Below are 16,221 nucleotides of genomic sequence, written 5' to 3' on the forward strand. Positions count from 1 at the left end.
AACTGTATGAGGATAGAAGTATTTACTTCTATCCTCTAAATTAAGCTAAACTGTTTTAATGTGAATATCCACAGGAATACTGTAAGTATACAAAAGGCTGAAGTAAATACTACTATTTGGGCAGCTAATTCACTATCACCATCCATTTTTTGAGCCATAGTGAAGGAAGAAATAGCAGTAGGGGATGCAAAGATAAGCATTAACGCTATAAGTTCTATATCTCTAAAACCTAACCATATACTTATAGGCATAAGAATACTAGGAACTACAATAAGTCTACCAGTTACACCTATAATAGTTTGTTTCAAGTGAGCTTTTACATCGGTGAAAGAAAAGGAACCACCAAGTAAAATAAGGGAAAGAGGTGTAGCAATTCGTGATATATCACTTATGGATTTTTCAATAGCTGTTGGAAGTTTTATTCCAAAGATAAGAAAGAATAGTCCAATTGCTGATGTTATAATTAAAGGATTAGTAATAATTCCTTTTAGAGTATTTTTAATATCTAGCTTTCCGCATCTAAAAATTTCTAAGGATATCACTGCTAACATATTAAAAAAAGGAACAACAGTGGCTATTAGTATAGCTACAACACCAACTTTGTCCTCACTAAATAGGGAACATGCTACAGGTAGACCAAATATTATAAAGTTGCTACGAAATATACCTTGTATTAAAACACCACGTTTTTTATTATCCTTTTCAATAAGGGGAATGAGAATGCATAGTACTATAAAGGTAAGGGTAACACTTATAAGTGCAAAGCAAATAAGTTTGGGATTTATAGCTCCTTTTAAATCTGTTTTATATATATTATAAAATAACAATAGAGGCAAAAAAGCCTTAAAGGTGATACTATTCATAACCTTTAGAGTATTGTCATCAAACATTTTCAATCGCTTTAATACATATCCTAAAGCCATGGTAAGAAACAGTGGTAAAACTACATTAATTGATAAAATCAAATTTTCCATAATTAATATCCTTTCTAGTCTTTTGTTAATCTATTTCTCATATTTTATATGGTTGTCCCAATTAATTGTATACAAAGTTAAAGTGTTTTTCAATGTATAAGTAATAATTGATAATATTTGTAATAGGTGTTAAAATAAAAATGTAGTCTTACTCTAAGGAAGTATCCAAGGAGGAAGAGTAATAGATTTAAATCGTTCTGAATTACATGAGGGTTAGCCCAAATGATAAGGCGGTGTCATAGGATAGCGATATACTATCTCTGCTCTCTATTGGGACGCAGAGAGTATTTTTTTGAGAGGAGCTTAAGCTTTGGAAACAAGAATCGCATTGATTGGAATTATAGTAGAGGATACTACAGCTACAGAAAAATTAAATAATACTTTACATGACTATGGACAATATATTGTTGGGAGAATGGGGGTACCATATCGCGACAAGGAGGTGTGTGTTATCAGCGTAATTATAGATGCAACTAATGATATTATTAGTTCATTATCTGGTAAGTTGGGTATGCTTGATGGTATTACTGTAAAAACGATCTATTCAAAGAAGTAGAGTAAATATATAAAATCAGAACGATTAGGTATATATTAGAATAAAGCACTTAAAATCTTATTAAGAAAGAAGAGTAGATGTATGTATAATGTAAAATCTAAGGTAGCAACTGAATTTATTGAAGATGGAGAAATATTATCAACCCTTGAATATGCTAAGAAAAATAAAAATAATAAAGAGTTAATAAATAGTATTATAGAGAAGGCTAGAGAATGTAAAGGTTTAAACCACCAAGAAGCAGCAGTACTATTAGAATGTGATTTAGAAGAAGAAAATAAAAAGATAGAAGAGCTAGCTATGGAGATAAAGAATAAATTTTATGGTAATCGTATAGTTATGTTTGCTCCATTATACCTTTCTAATTACTGTGTTAATGGATGTATATACTGTCCGTATCACCATGGAAACAAACATATAGCTAGAAAGAAACTTACTCAAGAAGAGATTAAAAAGGAAGTAATTGCATTACAGGATCTTGGACATAAAAGACTTGCACTAGAAACAGGTGAAGATCCTATAAATTCTCCTATAGAATATGTATTAGAAAGTATAAAGACTATATATAGCATAAAACATAAAAATGGTGCTATAAGAAGAGTAAATGTAAATATTGCTGCTACCACTGTTGAGAATTATAGAAAATTAAAAGAGGCTGGAATAGGAACATATATATTATTCCAAGAAACCTATAATAAAAAATTATATGAAGAATTACATCCAACAGGACCAAAGCATGATTATAATTATCACACTGAAGCTATGGATAGAGCTATGGAGGGTGGTATAGATGACGTTGGTATAGGAGTTTTATTTGGATTAAACATGTATAAGTATGATTTTGTTGGATTACTTATGCATGCAGAGCATTTAGAAGCAGCCATGGGAGTAGGACCACATACTATCAGTGTACCTAGAATTTGTCCTGCTGATGAAGTAAATCCAGAAGATTTTACTAATGGAATTTCTGATGATATATTTGCAAAGATTGTTGCAATCTTACGTATTTCAGTACCTTATACAGGAATTATTGTATCTACAAGGGAATCTCAAAAATCTAGAGAAAGAGTGCTTCACCTTGGAGTTTCTCAAATTAGTGGAGCTTCATGTACAAGTGTTGGAGGATATGCTCAGAAGGAAAAAGAAGAAGAAAATTCAGCACAATTTGATATCAGTGATACAAGAACTCTAGATGAAATTGTAAATTGGTTACTTGGTATGGGATATATCCCTAGTTTCTGTACTGCGTGTTATCGTGAAGGTAGAACTGGAGACAGATTTATGCAGTTAGTAAAATCAGGCCAAATTTCTAACTGTTGTTTACCTAACGCCCTAATGACTTTAAAAGAGTATCTAGAGGATTATGCATCTGAAGATACAAAAGCTAAAGGCGAAGAAGTCATAAAAAATGAAGCTATGAAAATTCCTAATCCTAAAGTTAAGGGTATTGTAGAGGAACACCTAAAAGAACTTAATGAAGGAAAACGTGATTTTAGATTCTAAATATAATAAAAATAGAGGGCTAGCCCTCTATTTTTTCATATCTTTAATTATACAAATTCCTTGAGTCATGGTACCCATTGGACAATAAACACACCAAGAACGTGGTTTATAGAGAGCCATGGTAACTATACCTAGGAGAGTTGAAGTTAACATTAAGCTATAGAAGCCAAAACTAAATTGAGCTATCCAAGGAGAAACATAGGATAAATCTGTGAAGTTCCAAGGTAATTTAAAGGTCCAAAGTATAGTAAGAACTTCTTTTAGAGTATTTGTCCCTTGGAAAACTAAATATGTGTTAAATACCATATTAATGAACATAGTTAAAAAGAAAATTAAAAATCCGTATCTAAAATATTTAGATTTTAAAAATTTAGGCATAGGCTTATTTCTTGATAATTTTAATTTATTACCTAATAAATCTAATAGTTGTCCTCTACCGCAGTATTTATTGCAATAGCCTTTATTTCCTTTAACTATTGAAATTAATAAAGGTACGATGAAACAAATTAATCCTAGCCAAGCAAAGAGTATATTAAATAACCCTAAAATTAAATATAGGGATGATAATATCCAAAGATATTCATAAAGATGCTTTTTCCTCTTTTTCATTAGTTACCTCCTTGTTGTTTAATTTCTATAGTAGATGCAGGGCAAGCTTTAACACATTTTCCACATCCAACACACTTATCATAATCAACCTTTGAAAAAATACCCTTGTTAATAGCAATGGCTTCAAGGGGACAGACTTTTTCACAAGCACCACAGGCTACACAGTAGCTAGTATCCACATAAGCCTTTCTTTTAACAATTTTCTTTTCCATAAATTTACATCCTCCTGTTTTATAAATGTTGTAGTAAGCATATTATAACTGTATAATTAAAAGAAAATATGTGATATAGTCACACAAGCAATTTTTTTAGGAGGATAATATGTTAAATAGTTTAGATGTATTTAATAAAAGACTTGAAGCTTTGTATGATGCTTATCCTGTATTAAAAGAAATAGATGACAGCCATGAAATTATAAGAAAAAATGTAATTTTTAAAAGTTTATTAAGTGAGGAGTATTTAAAAACAGATAGTGGAAACTGCATAGGTATGTTATTTGTTATAAGTGGAATTATAAAGGTTCAAAAAGTAACAGAAGAGGGAAATGAAACTAATCTATATAATGTAGAGCGTGGTGAGCTATGTCATGAAGCGTTAAGTTGTTTTGTAAATTGTCAATCACTAAATATAGAAGGCATAGCCATGCAAGATTCTTTAATTGCTATCTTACCATCAGATATAGTAAAAAAATATTTACTAAGAGATTATAGATTTATGCATGTTATCTATAAAGATTTATATGCAAAATTTAGAGGAGTTATAGAAAATAAAGAGGCTAGAATTCATGAATCCTTAGAAAGGAGATTGGTTAAATTATTACTTAGTAACAATACTAAAATAATTTATACAACCCATGGAGAACTTGCTTTTGAATTGGATTCTTCAAGAGAAGTAATAAGCAGAAAGCTTAAGGAACTAGAGAAAAAAGGATATTTATTAATATCAAGAGGTAAAATTCAATTACTAAAAGATTTAGACGAACTATATAATTAGTAAGGAAATTATAATACAAAGATAATTACATAAACAAAAGAAAGGGTGAAGTTATATATGAAAGACAAAAGTTTAAGTAATGGTTTTTTAAATATAGTAAAAAAAATGAATAATGAAATAATAGGGCAAGGAGAATTCATTCATAAATTGTGCAATTATTTTAAAGAAAAGTTTGAAGAAGATAAGAAGGGCATATTACTTTTAGCCGGTAAACGAGGAACTTTTAAAAAAGCTAGTGTAAGGCTATTATTTGAAAAACTTAACGAGGAAGGAATAACTGAAGATTATCATATAGATGAAATAGATTTAGCCTCTTACAATTTTAATTTAGGATATAATGCTTTTTTAAGTGACTTATATGAAAAACTAAATAGTAGTTCACAGGTTATAATGTTTAAAAATACTGAAAAAGCTTCAGAAAATATTTTAAAGGTATTATCAGAAATATATCCTAATACTTGTTTAAAGTTAAAAGATAACTATATTATGAAAAATAAGTTTCTTATTGAAGCAAAGAGTAAGGATAAAGACAATATAGGAGAATTCATCTGTCATAATAAGTTTTTCATATTTATTTATAATAGTGATGATAATGTAATAGAAGATGGAATTTTAGATAATAGGGAAGAGGTGTTATATACTGAAAGCCTTACAGAAGAGGAACAAAATAAAGTAATTAGAAGAGAAGTGTTAAGGTCAATAGATGGTATACAAAAGCATATGCAAGGAAATATAGTTCTTGGAATAGAAAATAAAGATGAAGAGGAAGATAACTTTGGAATTTGTAGTTTTCTACAAGAAAACTTCATAGAAGATAGCAATTTTGGAATCAGTGAATATATATCCTATAAAATTTATAAACCAATTATGAACCTAATACAAAAGGAAGGACTTTATAGTGAAAGTCAGATTTTAATATATGTAGATAAGAATGAGATATATTGCAAATCAGATGATGAAATATACAAGTTAGAAAACTATCTAGTACCTACCCTTGAAGAAGTAAAATATAAATTGGATTCTATAATAGGTATAGAAGAACTGAAGAATTTTATAATAAATGTTGAAAATAATTGGAAAGTACAAAAAATAAGAAAAAGACTTGGACTAAAAACTTCAAAGATATCTATGAATATGATATTCACAGGAAATGCAGGCACAGGAAAGACTAATGCAGCTAGGGTTACCTTTGAATATTTAAACGCCTTAGGTATATTAACTAAAGGTGTATTTGTAGAGGTGAGTAAAGCAGATTTTGTTACAGAGAACATTAATGATACATCTAAGAGAACAAATGATGTAATTAATTCTGCCTTAGGAGGAGTACTATTTATAGATGAAGCATATTCCTTATGTGAAAGTGAAGAAGATAAGGTTGGTAAGGAAATAGTAGATGCATTACTTAAGGGCATTGAGGATAATAGAGATAATTTAATAGTCATATTAGCTGGTTATGAAAAGGATATGGAAAGATTTCTAACTATAAATCAAGGTCTAAAATCTAGATTTTCAAATACTATACACTTTAAAGATTACAACCCAGTAGAAATGTATGAAATAGCAGTTAACATAGCTAAATCTAAGGGGTATAGAATAGCCAAAAATGTAAAAGCAGGGTTAATAGATTTATTTACAAGAAACCAAATTATAGGCAAAAATGATTTAGGTAATGCTAGGTTTGTAAGAAATATAGTGGAAAATGCAATAATTGATGCTTCTAAAAAATATCTAACTAATAGTGATAAGGAAATTGATTTATTAGATAGAGATAACTTTAACTTTAGAGCAAATGCAAAGTTTGATTTAGAAGAAAAATTAAATGAAATAATAGGACTTGATGACGTTAAAAAACTATTAAGAAGTCAATATAAGCTTATAGTTGCTCAGGAAAAAAGGAAATCTGTTGGAGTAAATACTAAGATAGAGCAAAATTTAAATATGGTATTTACAGGTAATCCAGGCACAGGTAAAACAAGCATAGCAAGATTAGTAGCTGAAATGCTAAATAGTATGGGATTATTAAAGGTAGGTCAACTAGTAGAAACTGATAGATCAAGTTTTGTATCAGAAGTTCCAGGGGAAACCCCAAAGAAAACAGAAGAGAAGTTTAAAGAAGCTTTAGGAGGAGTATTATTTATTGATGAAGCATATACCCTTGCCAATGACTCATTAGGAATTGAAGCCATAGAAACTCTGTTAAAGTTAATTGAAGATTATTCTAAGGAAGTAATAGTGATATTAGCTGGATATGAAGAAGAAATGGAAGAATTCTTTGATGTAAACATAGGTTTAAGGTCAAGATTTCCATTATGGACTAATTTTGCAGATTATAATCCCAATGAACTTTTTGAAATGGCTGTAAAACTTGTTGAAGCAAAGGGATTTAAGTTATCTAAGAATGGATATATAGCTTTAAAGAAAAGCTTTGTTGAAATCTACAATAACTCAGATGCACAATCAGGAAATGGCAGGATGGTTAGAAATTACGTAGAAAAACTAATTAGAAATCAAAGCATAAGAATTGTAGAAGAGGATATCAGCGTTTATGAGATGAATCTTATAACTGCTAAGGATGTAGAAAATATAAATGTTATTGACGATGATAACATCTTTAATTTAGATAGTAAATTAGAGCTATTAGTTGGTAATGAAGATGCAAAGGAATTTTTAAAAAATCAATATAAGCTTTTAAAGGTTAGAGAAAGAAGAAAAAAATTAGGATTAGGATCAGATATCAATAGATATATGAATATAATATTTACAGGGGAAAATGGAACAGGGAAGAAAACTGTAGCTAATATTCTCTCAGAAATGTATTATAGTATGGGAATAGTTAAAGCTAAAAACATTGTAGAAATGGATAAATATGAATTCATGGCAATGATTAATAAGGGAATAAAAATTGAAGATATATTTAGTAAATTTTCAGGGAAAATGCTATTTCTAAATAGGGTAGACCTTCTCCTAGAGGAACAGCAATATAATAAAATAGTATCGGATTTCATTAAATTCTTAGATAAAAATAATAAGGTTATATTAATCCTTTCAGGAGAAAAAGAAGGAATGAAAAAACTAGTATTATCTAATCCAGCCTTTAACTACAGATTTCCAACTTGGTTTGATTTTGAAGATTATGATTATATGGGACTATGTAATATAGCATTAAGTATATTAAGTAAAAAGGGATATTCTTTATCGAAGGATGCAGAAGAGGAAATTAATAAAACTATAATAGATATATATGGTAATCCAAATTTAGTAATAAAAAATGGATTAATGATAAAACAGTATTTAGATAATCTTATAAGAACTCAGAGTATTAGAATATGTGATGAAGAATTTAGTAGAGATAGTATAAATTTTATAACCTTAGATGACATAGTAAATAGTAAAAAAGAATTTTTAAAAAGAAATATTGTAAAGTAGTAAAATAAAGCAGTAAAGAACTATATCAAGATATGTTTTGATATAGTTCTTTACTTTAGTATAAAATTTATAAGCTTGATACATATAATTTGTATTAACAATTAATAAGTATAAACAGTATCTAAGTAGGCATTATTATTCCGCAAGCTAATCGTTTTCCAGAATTACCGGCAGGTTGACTAGTAAAGTCATCAGCATTTTCATGGATTATGATAGCTTTTCCAATAATATCTTTTATAGAAAATCTGCTTAAATATACATTCATTGCAGCAATACCATTTGATGACATTAATGGTGGGAGATCTCCATGGTGATAAGGGTGAGGTTCATTTGTTGGATTCCAATGTCCACCAGTAGTTTTAAAAGGATCACTTGGATCACCTATATTACAACTTTCAAACTCATGGATATGAAATCCATGGAAAAGTGAAGGTTTTCCTTCAGAGTTGTATCTTGGAATACCAGTAACACATACTTTAAGAAGTATTCCATCAGTTAAAGAACAAAACATTGCTTTACCGCTCATTTCAGGAGCTAAAGGTCCACCTTCAATTACTGCATAGGCTGTTGGTTCAGGCATACCGTGATTCATAATTATGTCGTTAATACTAAATTTATCATTAGCCATTCTCATATTAATACACTCCACTTTATTGATACAATATAATTTATAATATGTTGTAGTAAGTTTGTGTGTGAACATGAAATATAAATATTTTATGTATTTTATTAAATTTAGTTTAATTAAATCAAATTTATGTAAATTTGATTTTAATAAACAAAAAATATATAATAGATATATAAGGAAGAGGAGGGATATAAATGGAAGTTCTTATATTTGTATTAAATGACCCAAGAGATTTGGAGGAAATAATGGTTGAATTCACTAACATAGGTATAAGTGGGTCTACAATTATTGATACTGTAGGGATGGCTAACATTTTATCTAGTTGTGAAGATGCAAGTATGTTTTCTTCACTTCAATTATTATTAAACAAAGGAAGGTCATCTAATAAAACAGTATTTACCGTTTTAAAGAAAGAAAGAATAGAACAAGCACTAGAGATTATTAACAAAGTAACTGGAGGATTAAATGGCCCAGGTAATGGAATAGCATTTACAATTCCAGTTAATAGGGTATTTGGAGGTAGTTTTCAACAAAATTAGGAGGGACTGAAGTTAAAGATGAATTGGTTATATGTACTAGGGATAGTAATACTTGCAGGTATATTTTTAGGATTACTAGTAAGTTATATTAAACTACCAAAGGTAACAGGATACTTATTAGCAGGGATAATAATAGGACCTTTTGTTTTAAAGATTGTACCTACTGAAGCTATCCATGGATTAACAGTTATTTCAGAGGCTGCCTTAGGGTTTATTGCTTATAGTATAGGTAGTTCTCTTAATTTTAAGGATTTAAAGAAAATTGGTTCTGGAATTATAATTATAGCTTTATTTGAAGCACTTATGGCAGTAGTAGTTGTAACTTTAGTTATGATAACAGTATTTAAGCAACCATTAGCTTTTAGTTTATCTTTAGGCGCAATAGCTTCAGCAACAGCACCTGCAGCTACAATTATGGTTCTAAAGCAATATAGAGCTAAGGGACCCTTAGTAAATACTCTTATACCAGTAGTTGCTATAGATGATGCCATTGCAGTTATAGCCTTTGGAATAGCTTTATCTATTGCAAAAGCTTTAACAAATGGGACAGGAGCTTTGACAGTGATGTCAATAATGAATCCTTTTATAGAGATTATAGGATCTGCTGTTTTAGGAATAATACTAGGATTTGTGTTAGCATTTATTAATAGGTTATCTAACAGTAGAGAGCAAACTATGAGCATGGCTATAGGTGTAATTTTATTAGCTATAGGCCTAGCTAACAAATTACATTTGTCTGGATTATTAACTTGTATGGTTATGGGTGGAACCATCAGTAACATTACCGATGGTAAAACTAAATTACTTACTGTATTAGATGAGTTTACTAATCCAATATTTATAGCGTTCTTTACCATATCAGGATTAGAACTAGATATGTCAGTTTTGAAGACTGTAGGTATAATTGGAGCTGGCTATGTAATAGCTAGAGTTATTGGTAAAGTTTTAGGAGCTTATTTAGGAGCTAAGATAGCTAAGTCAGAGCCTATAGTTCAAAAATATTTAGGATTAACTTTAGTACCACAGGCAGGAGTAGCTATTGGACTAGCACTTATAGTTCAAAATGAATTACCAGCTTATGGTACGCAGATTAGAACTATAATATTAGCAGGAACTGTTATATATGAGTTAATAGGCCCACTATGTACTAAAATAGCTATATTTAAAGCAGGTGAAGCAAATAAAGCTTAATAATAAATATGGTTCATGTATAACATCGTTGATTTGGCTTTAAATTTACTATAAACAATGATATAATGAGTCTATAAAATTAAATATATTTTATGGTTTTAAAGTTTATTCTTTAAATTAAAAGGGAAGTTGGTGAAAATCCAACACGAACCCGTCACTGTAACAAGGAGTGTATTCTAGATAAGCCACTGTTAACTTAGTTAATGGGAAGGTTAGAATATATGTTGATATGAAGTCAGGAGACCTGCCATAGGATATAGACCAAAAAACCCACGGGGAAACTGGGAGGTGTCTAACATGAAAGATGTATTTAGTGCTTTTCATAAGAGAAACTACTTTTGTAAATCTTTTAATTGTTATACTAGACATCCCGTATAGGATGTCTTTTTTCATGTATAAAAACATAAGTTTATATACATGAAATGCAGGGGAGTGATTAATCTTAAGGTCATTAATAATATTAGCTAAGACAAGGAGATTACAATGAGTAGTATATATGTAACTAAACAATTTATCTCTGATAGTAATATCAAAGAAAAACTAGGTCAAGTATCATTAATTCTTTTAGGAAGTTTAATTTATTCTTTAAGTGTAAATATGTTTATAGTTCCACATAAGTTTTTAAGTGGGGGAGTAGCTGGGATAGCATTACTTTTACAATATGTAACAGATATTCCTTCAGGGTATTTTACATTGTTTATCAATATACCTATATTTTGTTTTGGAATTAAGGTAATTAATAAGGAATTTGGGTTTTTAAGTTTTATTGGTATGATATCAATGTCTATATTTTTAATATTAACTGAAGATATAACTAGATTTATTAAAGTAGATGATTTATTAATATCATGTATAAGTGGAGGAGTTTTATGTGGTTTTGGTATGGCCATAATATTTTTAAATAAGGCTTCAGAAGGTGGAACGGATATAATAGCTATTGCTTTAAAGAAAAAGTATGGTGTTAATTTAGCTTCTATGACATTTATATTAAATGGAGTCATTGTTTTTACAGGGTTAATTTTAAATGATCTAACTATAACTATCTATACGTTAATATCTCTATTTATAAGAGCCTATATTCTAGATAAAGCTATTACTATGACTAATGAGAGAAAATTAATTATAGTGATAAGTAATAATCCAGAGGAAATAAAAAATTCTATCTTGGAACTTTTAGGAAGAGGTGTTACCTTTCTTCATGGAGAAGGTGCTTTTACAGGAGAGAAAAAGAAAGTTATATACTCTATAATGAGTTCTAAACAAGTGGAAAAGGCTAAGAAAGCTATACTAGATATTGATGGTAATGCAGTTATATCCATAATGAACGTGAATGAAGCTCATGGAAAGGGATTTAAACAGTTATCTTTTTAAGACGTAATTTAAATAAATATAAGAAAAAAGTGCTAGTCTTTTATAAGATCAGCACTTTTTTAAATTTAAATTTCATTTTACATTAGCCATTTACTACAGCTAAGATAGTGTCCTCAGGAGTAAGAAGTGTTACTTCACTTGGAATATTAATATCTTTAGCTAGTAGTTTATCATTAAATTGCATATTAGCTACATTCACTTCAATATATTCTGGAATCTTTTCTACATTTCCTTGAAAATCAAGATATGGTCTAAAGGTTTCTAAAACTAGTCTTTTAGATTCCAAATTTTCTTGACCTATATAATTTATAGGAATAGTTAGTTTAATTACTTCATTTGGTTTTACATATTGTAAATCAAAATGTATAATTTCGTGTAGGTTGTTTTTTTGAATATCTTTAACTACACAGTTTAGAGTTTTTCCCTCTAAATCAATAGGTATGATAGAACCACTAAAACTGCCTTTTAACATTTTTAACAGTTCAGTTTTATTCATCTTAGCAGAGATGGGTTCTTCTAAAAATTCACCATAGATTACGCAAGGTACTTCTCCCAAATTTCTAAGCTTCTTTAAATTCTCCTTTGAGCTTCTTTCATATACTTTAAATGTTGTACTTTTCATAATAAATCCCTCACTTATTTTTAATAATTTTCTGTTGATTTATTAAGCTCAGTATATAAAATTGTCACAGTAAAATTCATAAATGAATCTAAGCACTATTAATTACACACAGAGCTTATACAAAGCCCACATATGCATCAACCTCCTTAAATATACTTATACCATGATAACATATATTAAGGAAAAAGCAAAATTCATAAAATATTAGAATAGATAATACTTTACAATGTAAATATATACATATATAATTATACATAGATATACTATGTATAGTAAACCGAGGTAAGGGGTGGAATTATGAAAATAAATAAAGAACTTTTGAAAGGAAGCACGACAATACTTATATTAAGTCTACTTAATCGAAAAAATATGTACGGATATGAAATGATTAAGGAGATAGAAGAAAGGTCTAAGGGTATTTTCTCTTTTAAAGAGGGAACGCTATATCCTATTCTTCATAGTTTAGAAAATGAAAATTTTATAGAAGCTTACTGGGATGAAGGCGAAGGAAAGCGTAAGAGAAAATATTACAAGATAACGGAAAATGGTAACAAAATTCTCAAAGAAAAAGAAGCAGAATGGAAATTGTTTAGTTCTACAGTTAATGAAGTATTAGGGGAGGGAGATTTATGTCTACAGTAAACCATCCGAAGGTAGAAAAGTATATAGAAGAAGTATGTGGATTAGTTAAAAATAAAAGAGTTCATAAAAATATAAAAGAGGAACTTATAGATCACATAGAAGAGATTATACAAGAGTACAGAGATGTTGGAATAACGGAGGAGGAAGCTATAGATAAAGCTATTATGCAAATGGGTTCATACGAAGTTATAGGAAGGGATTTGAATATGGTTCATAAAGCATCTCCTGATTGGATGCTTTTAGGTATAACCGCTATATTTATATTAGTTAGCATATTTACTTTAGGCTTCATTCAGAAGAATAATGCATTGACACACAGTTCATATGCTAATTTTTTAGGTAAGACTATAATTTATGCATCAGGAGGAATTATATTAACAGCAGTTTTACTTAAAATTGATTATAGAAAATTAAAAAAGTACTCTAAATATGTTTATAGTGGAGTAATAATTCTGTTAATATCCCAAATCTTTATAAATACAGGCTATATAAATGGAGAAATGGGCTGGATAGTTATTGGGCCAATTAGTTTTAATGCTTTTAATATAGCACCTTTTTTTCTAATCATTGCTTTAGCTGGAATGCTTGATAAGTGGAATTGGAATGAGATTAAAAGTATATTAAAAGGGATTTTTATTGCTTTTGTACCAATAATATTTTTTATTATTGGAAATGCTTCAGTTAGCATTATTATATATGCCATATCAGCTATTACTTTGATGATTATATCAGGTGTGAAATTAAAACATATTATAACTTCCTTTGGAGCTATGGGGGTTATCTTTTTATCTTGTATGGTTAGTGAACCTTACAGAATAAAAAGATTTCATGTGCTTTTTAATCCTTCATTAGATGTAGATGGAATGGGATGGATTTATAATCAACTAGTTAAATTAAGGGAATCGGCGGGATTGTTTGGACAGGGAGCAAATTTTATACCAAATATGTTGCCAGAAATTCATACAGACTTTATATTTACCTATATAGTTTATTCTTTTGGATGGATTGCTGGAATAATACTAATTTCTTTAATTTTAGCATTCATAATAAGAATGGGTATAATAGGAAAAAGTACTAAAGAAACCTATGGTAAATTACTAGTAAGTGGATTTTGTGCATTATTTATAGTGCAGTTTTTACTAAGTATTTCTGTTAGCTTGACATTAGCACCTACAGTTTCAGTAAGCATGCCATTTATTAGTTATGGTGGAAGCCAACTTTTAATTAATATTTTAGCTATAGGTTTAGTATCTAATGTATGCAAGTGGAGAAATACGCCATATGATGCAGAAGTTAATTAGGTTTTTAATAAAATAAAAATTATGATTTACTATTATTATATAATAAAAGTATTAAGAAAATTTGTTGACATACATATATAATGATGGTAGTATTTAATAAAATATAACACTTAGGAGAATTAAAATGAGTAGAGAAATTAACTTTAAATCAACAAAAGTTAATATGGCATATTATCTTAGCTATTATAGATAGGGTTTGTATTTATAAACAATTATAGATGCAAGCCAGTTTAACAAATTTGGTTTGTGTCTATGATGGTTAGGAAGATTTGCTATACTCAAATGTTTAGTGATTAGACCACATAGATATATCTATGTGGTTTTTATATTTGATGCCTTCTTATTTAAACCACATGGAATCAATCTATGTGGTTTTATTTATTTTAGGAAGGAGATTAGAACATGAAAAACAGAGAGAACTTTACAAGTAGAGCAGGATTTGTGATATCTTGTATTGGCGCAGCAGTAGGACTTGGAAATATATGGATGTTTCCTTACAGGTTAGGGCAAAATGGGGGAGCTGTATTTCTAATACCATACTTTATTTTTGTACTTATACTAGGATCAACAGGGTTAATCACAGAGTTTGCCTTTGGAAGAGGTGCCGAGGGAGGAGCTTTAACAGGAATTAAAAAAGGGTTTAAGAATAAAGGTTTAAAGGGAGGAACTCTCTTTGGATTTATACCAGCCATAGGACTTGCAGGAGTGTTTATGTTTTATAATGTGGTAGTAGGTTGGATAATTAAGTATTTAGGACTTAGCCTTAGTGGAAATATAAAAAATATTGATATACCTAAGTACTTTGAAAGTTTTGCAGGAAGCACCCAAACTATACCATGGAATTTACTAGCAATAGTACTAGCCTTGATAATTGTATGTATGGGTATATCTAAGGGAATTGAAAAAATAAATAAAATTATAATGCCTATGCTTTTTGGAATTTTTATATTGTTAGCTATTAGATCATTAACTTTACCTGGAGCTATAGATGGGGTGAAGTACCTATTAACACCACAATGGTCATACCTATTTAAAATAAATACATGGGTAATGGCACTTGGTCAAGCCTTCTTCACAGTATCTTTAAATGGATGCGGAATGGTGGTATATGGTAGTTACATAGAGAAGGATTTAGACATTCCAAGGTCTGCAGTGAGTACTGCTGTACTTGATACTATTGCGGCATTATTAGCATCCTTTGTTATTATGCCAGCAGTATTTGCCTTTGGCTTAGATCCAGCAGCAGGTCCACCTCTATTATTTATAACAATACCAACTATATTTAAAGCTATCCCTGGTGGACAAATACTTATGATACTATTCTTTTTAAGTGTATTATTTGCAGCAATTAGTTCTTCAATAAATATGCTAGAAGGGCCAGTAGAATCTTTTATGGCACAAACAAAATTAAGCAGAAAAACAGCTACTATTTTAATAGCTGTAGTGTCATTTGTATTATCAATACCTTTAAATTTAAATATGAATTTGTTTAGCAACTTTGCAGATGTAATTACTATAGTAATATCACCATTAGCTGCACTGTTAGTATTTATAGTATTTTACTTTATGTACAACAAAGAACAGGTGTTAGAAGAAATAAATAGAGGTGCTAAGAGAAAGTTAGGAAATAAATTTTTTATGTTTTCAAAATATGGGTTTATCCTTATAACAGTATTGGTAATAATACTAGGAATAATTTACGGTGGGATATAAGTCTGTTTATACTAATTTTAGATGTGGATTTTCCTATTTTAAAGAGGGTAATAACTATATATTCTAAATAGTAAATTCTCTGAAACCCGCATGAACAGAAGAACTAGTTAACTATTTTCATAGTTAACTAGTTTTATATATTAATATTTATATAGT

15 protein-coding genes and 1 riboswitch are annotated in these 16,221 nt (G+C 29.2%); of the genes, 10 read left to right on the top strand and 5 right to left on the bottom strand.

Going from position 1 to position 16,221, the window contains the following annotated elements; translation table 11 throughout:
- Positions 1-35 precede the first annotated feature (35 nt).
- Positions 36-974 carry an AEC family transporter gene (locus IO99_RS12475; protein WP_035133919.1) on the bottom strand — a complete coding sequence of 313 codons (939 nt, stop codon included), beginning with the start codon at positions 972-974 and terminating at the stop codon, positions 36-38.
- A 310-nt stretch (positions 975-1,284) separates the two neighbouring features.
- On the opposite strand from IO99_RS12475, the gene IO99_RS12480 reads away from it, so the two are divergent.
- Positions 1,285-1,530 carry a TM1266 family iron-only hydrogenase system putative regulator gene (locus IO99_RS12480; protein ID WP_035133921.1) on the top strand — a complete coding sequence of 82 codons (246 nt, stop codon included), beginning with the start codon at positions 1,285-1,287 and terminating at the stop codon, positions 1,528-1,530.
- Positions 1,531-1,611: 81 nt separating this feature from the next.
- The gene (gene hydG, locus IO99_RS12485; RefSeq protein ID WP_035133923.1) at positions 1,612-3,030 is read left to right on the top strand and encodes a [FeFe] hydrogenase H-cluster radical SAM maturase HydG; all 1,419 of its coding nucleotides are present in this window, start codon (positions 1,612-1,614) and stop codon (positions 3,028-3,030) included.
- A 27-nt stretch (positions 3,031-3,057) separates the two neighbouring features.
- Here the strand turns inward: hydG and IO99_RS12490 are convergent, their stop codons facing one another.
- A complete protein-coding gene (locus IO99_RS12490) occupies positions 3,058-3,639 on the bottom strand; it encodes a 4Fe-4S binding protein (protein ID WP_035133924.1) in 582 nt (193 codons plus the stop codon).
- Positions 3,639-3,851: a DUF362 domain-containing protein gene (locus IO99_RS12495; protein ID WP_035133926.1), complete on the bottom strand. Its 213-nt coding sequence runs from the start codon at positions 3,849-3,851 to the stop codon at positions 3,639-3,641. Before IO99_RS12495 ends, IO99_RS12490 begins: the two co-directional genes overlap by 1 nt.
- 109 nt (positions 3,852-3,960) lie before the next feature.
- On the opposite strand from IO99_RS12495, the gene IO99_RS12500 reads away from it, so the two are divergent.
- Together IO99_RS12500 and IO99_RS12505 are read left to right on the top strand one after the other, a co-directional pair.
- The gene (locus IO99_RS12500; RefSeq protein WP_035133928.1) at positions 3,961-4,632 is read left to right on the top strand and encodes a Crp/Fnr family transcriptional regulator; all 672 of its coding nucleotides are present in this window, start codon (positions 3,961-3,963) and stop codon (positions 4,630-4,632) included.
- 57 nt (positions 4,633-4,689) lie between these two features.
- Positions 4,690-8,058: an AAA family ATPase gene (locus IO99_RS12505; RefSeq protein WP_035133930.1), complete on the top strand. Its 3,369-nt coding sequence runs from the start codon at positions 4,690-4,692 to the stop codon at positions 8,056-8,058.
- 121 nt (positions 8,059-8,179) lie between these two features.
- On the opposite strand, the gene IO99_RS12510 is transcribed toward IO99_RS12505, so the two are convergent.
- A complete protein-coding gene (locus IO99_RS12510) occupies positions 8,180-8,692 on the bottom strand; it encodes a superoxide dismutase family protein (RefSeq protein WP_242844126.1) in 513 nt (170 codons plus the stop codon).
- Between the two features lie 188 nt (positions 8,693-8,880).
- Between IO99_RS12510 and IO99_RS12515 the strand changes: the two genes are divergently transcribed.
- From IO99_RS12515 to IO99_RS12525, 3 genes are all read left to right on the top strand, one after another.
- Positions 8,881-9,225 (top strand): hypothetical protein, encoded by a 345-nt coding sequence (locus IO99_RS12515; protein WP_035133931.1) that lies wholly within the window; start codon positions 8,881-8,883, stop codon positions 9,223-9,225.
- Between the two features lie 18 nt (positions 9,226-9,243).
- The gene (locus IO99_RS12520; RefSeq protein WP_035133933.1) at positions 9,244-10,416 is read left to right on the top strand and encodes a cation:proton antiporter; all 1,173 of its coding nucleotides are present in this window, start codon (positions 9,244-9,246) and stop codon (positions 10,414-10,416) included.
- Positions 10,417-10,492: 76 nt separating this feature from the next.
- Positions 10,493-10,682: riboswitch (cobalamin riboswitch) on the top strand.
- 217 nt (positions 10,683-10,899) lie between these two features.
- Positions 10,900-11,787: a YitT family protein gene (locus tag IO99_RS12525; protein WP_198028586.1), complete on the top strand. Its 888-nt coding sequence runs from the start codon at positions 10,900-10,902 to the stop codon at positions 11,785-11,787.
- Positions 11,788-11,869: 82 nt separating this feature from the next.
- Here IO99_RS12525 and IO99_RS12530 read toward each other — a convergent pair whose 3' ends face one another.
- Entirely contained in the window at positions 11,870-12,409 is a 540-nt protein-coding gene (locus IO99_RS12530) for a 50S ribosomal protein L25 (RefSeq protein ID WP_035133935.1), read from the bottom strand.
- Between the two features lie 297 nt (positions 12,410-12,706).
- Here IO99_RS12530 and IO99_RS12535 point away from each other — a divergent pair, with 297 nt between their 5' ends.
- From IO99_RS12535 to IO99_RS12545, 3 genes are all read left to right on the top strand, one after another.
- Complete coding sequence (locus IO99_RS12535) at positions 12,707-13,051, top strand: PadR family transcriptional regulator (RefSeq protein WP_035133937.1); 345 nt, start codon at positions 12,707-12,709, stop codon at positions 13,049-13,051.
- Positions 13,039-14,352, top strand: coding sequence for an FtsW/RodA/SpoVE family cell cycle protein (locus tag IO99_RS12540; RefSeq protein WP_035133939.1), 1,314 nt, complete (start codon positions 13,039-13,041; stop codon positions 14,350-14,352). The genes IO99_RS12535 and IO99_RS12540 overlap by 13 nt, the downstream gene beginning before the upstream one ends.
- A 402-nt stretch (positions 14,353-14,754) precedes the next feature.
- Positions 14,755-16,065 (top strand): sodium-dependent transporter, encoded by a 1,311-nt coding sequence (locus tag IO99_RS12545; RefSeq protein WP_035133942.1) that lies wholly within the window; start codon positions 14,755-14,757, stop codon positions 16,063-16,065.
- Positions 16,066-16,221: the final 156 nt, after the last annotated feature.

It is taken from the genome of Clostridium sulfidigenes, assembly GCF_000732635.1.
Lineage (GTDB): Bacteria > Bacillota > Clostridia > Clostridiales > Clostridiaceae > Clostridium_J > Clostridium_J sulfidigenes.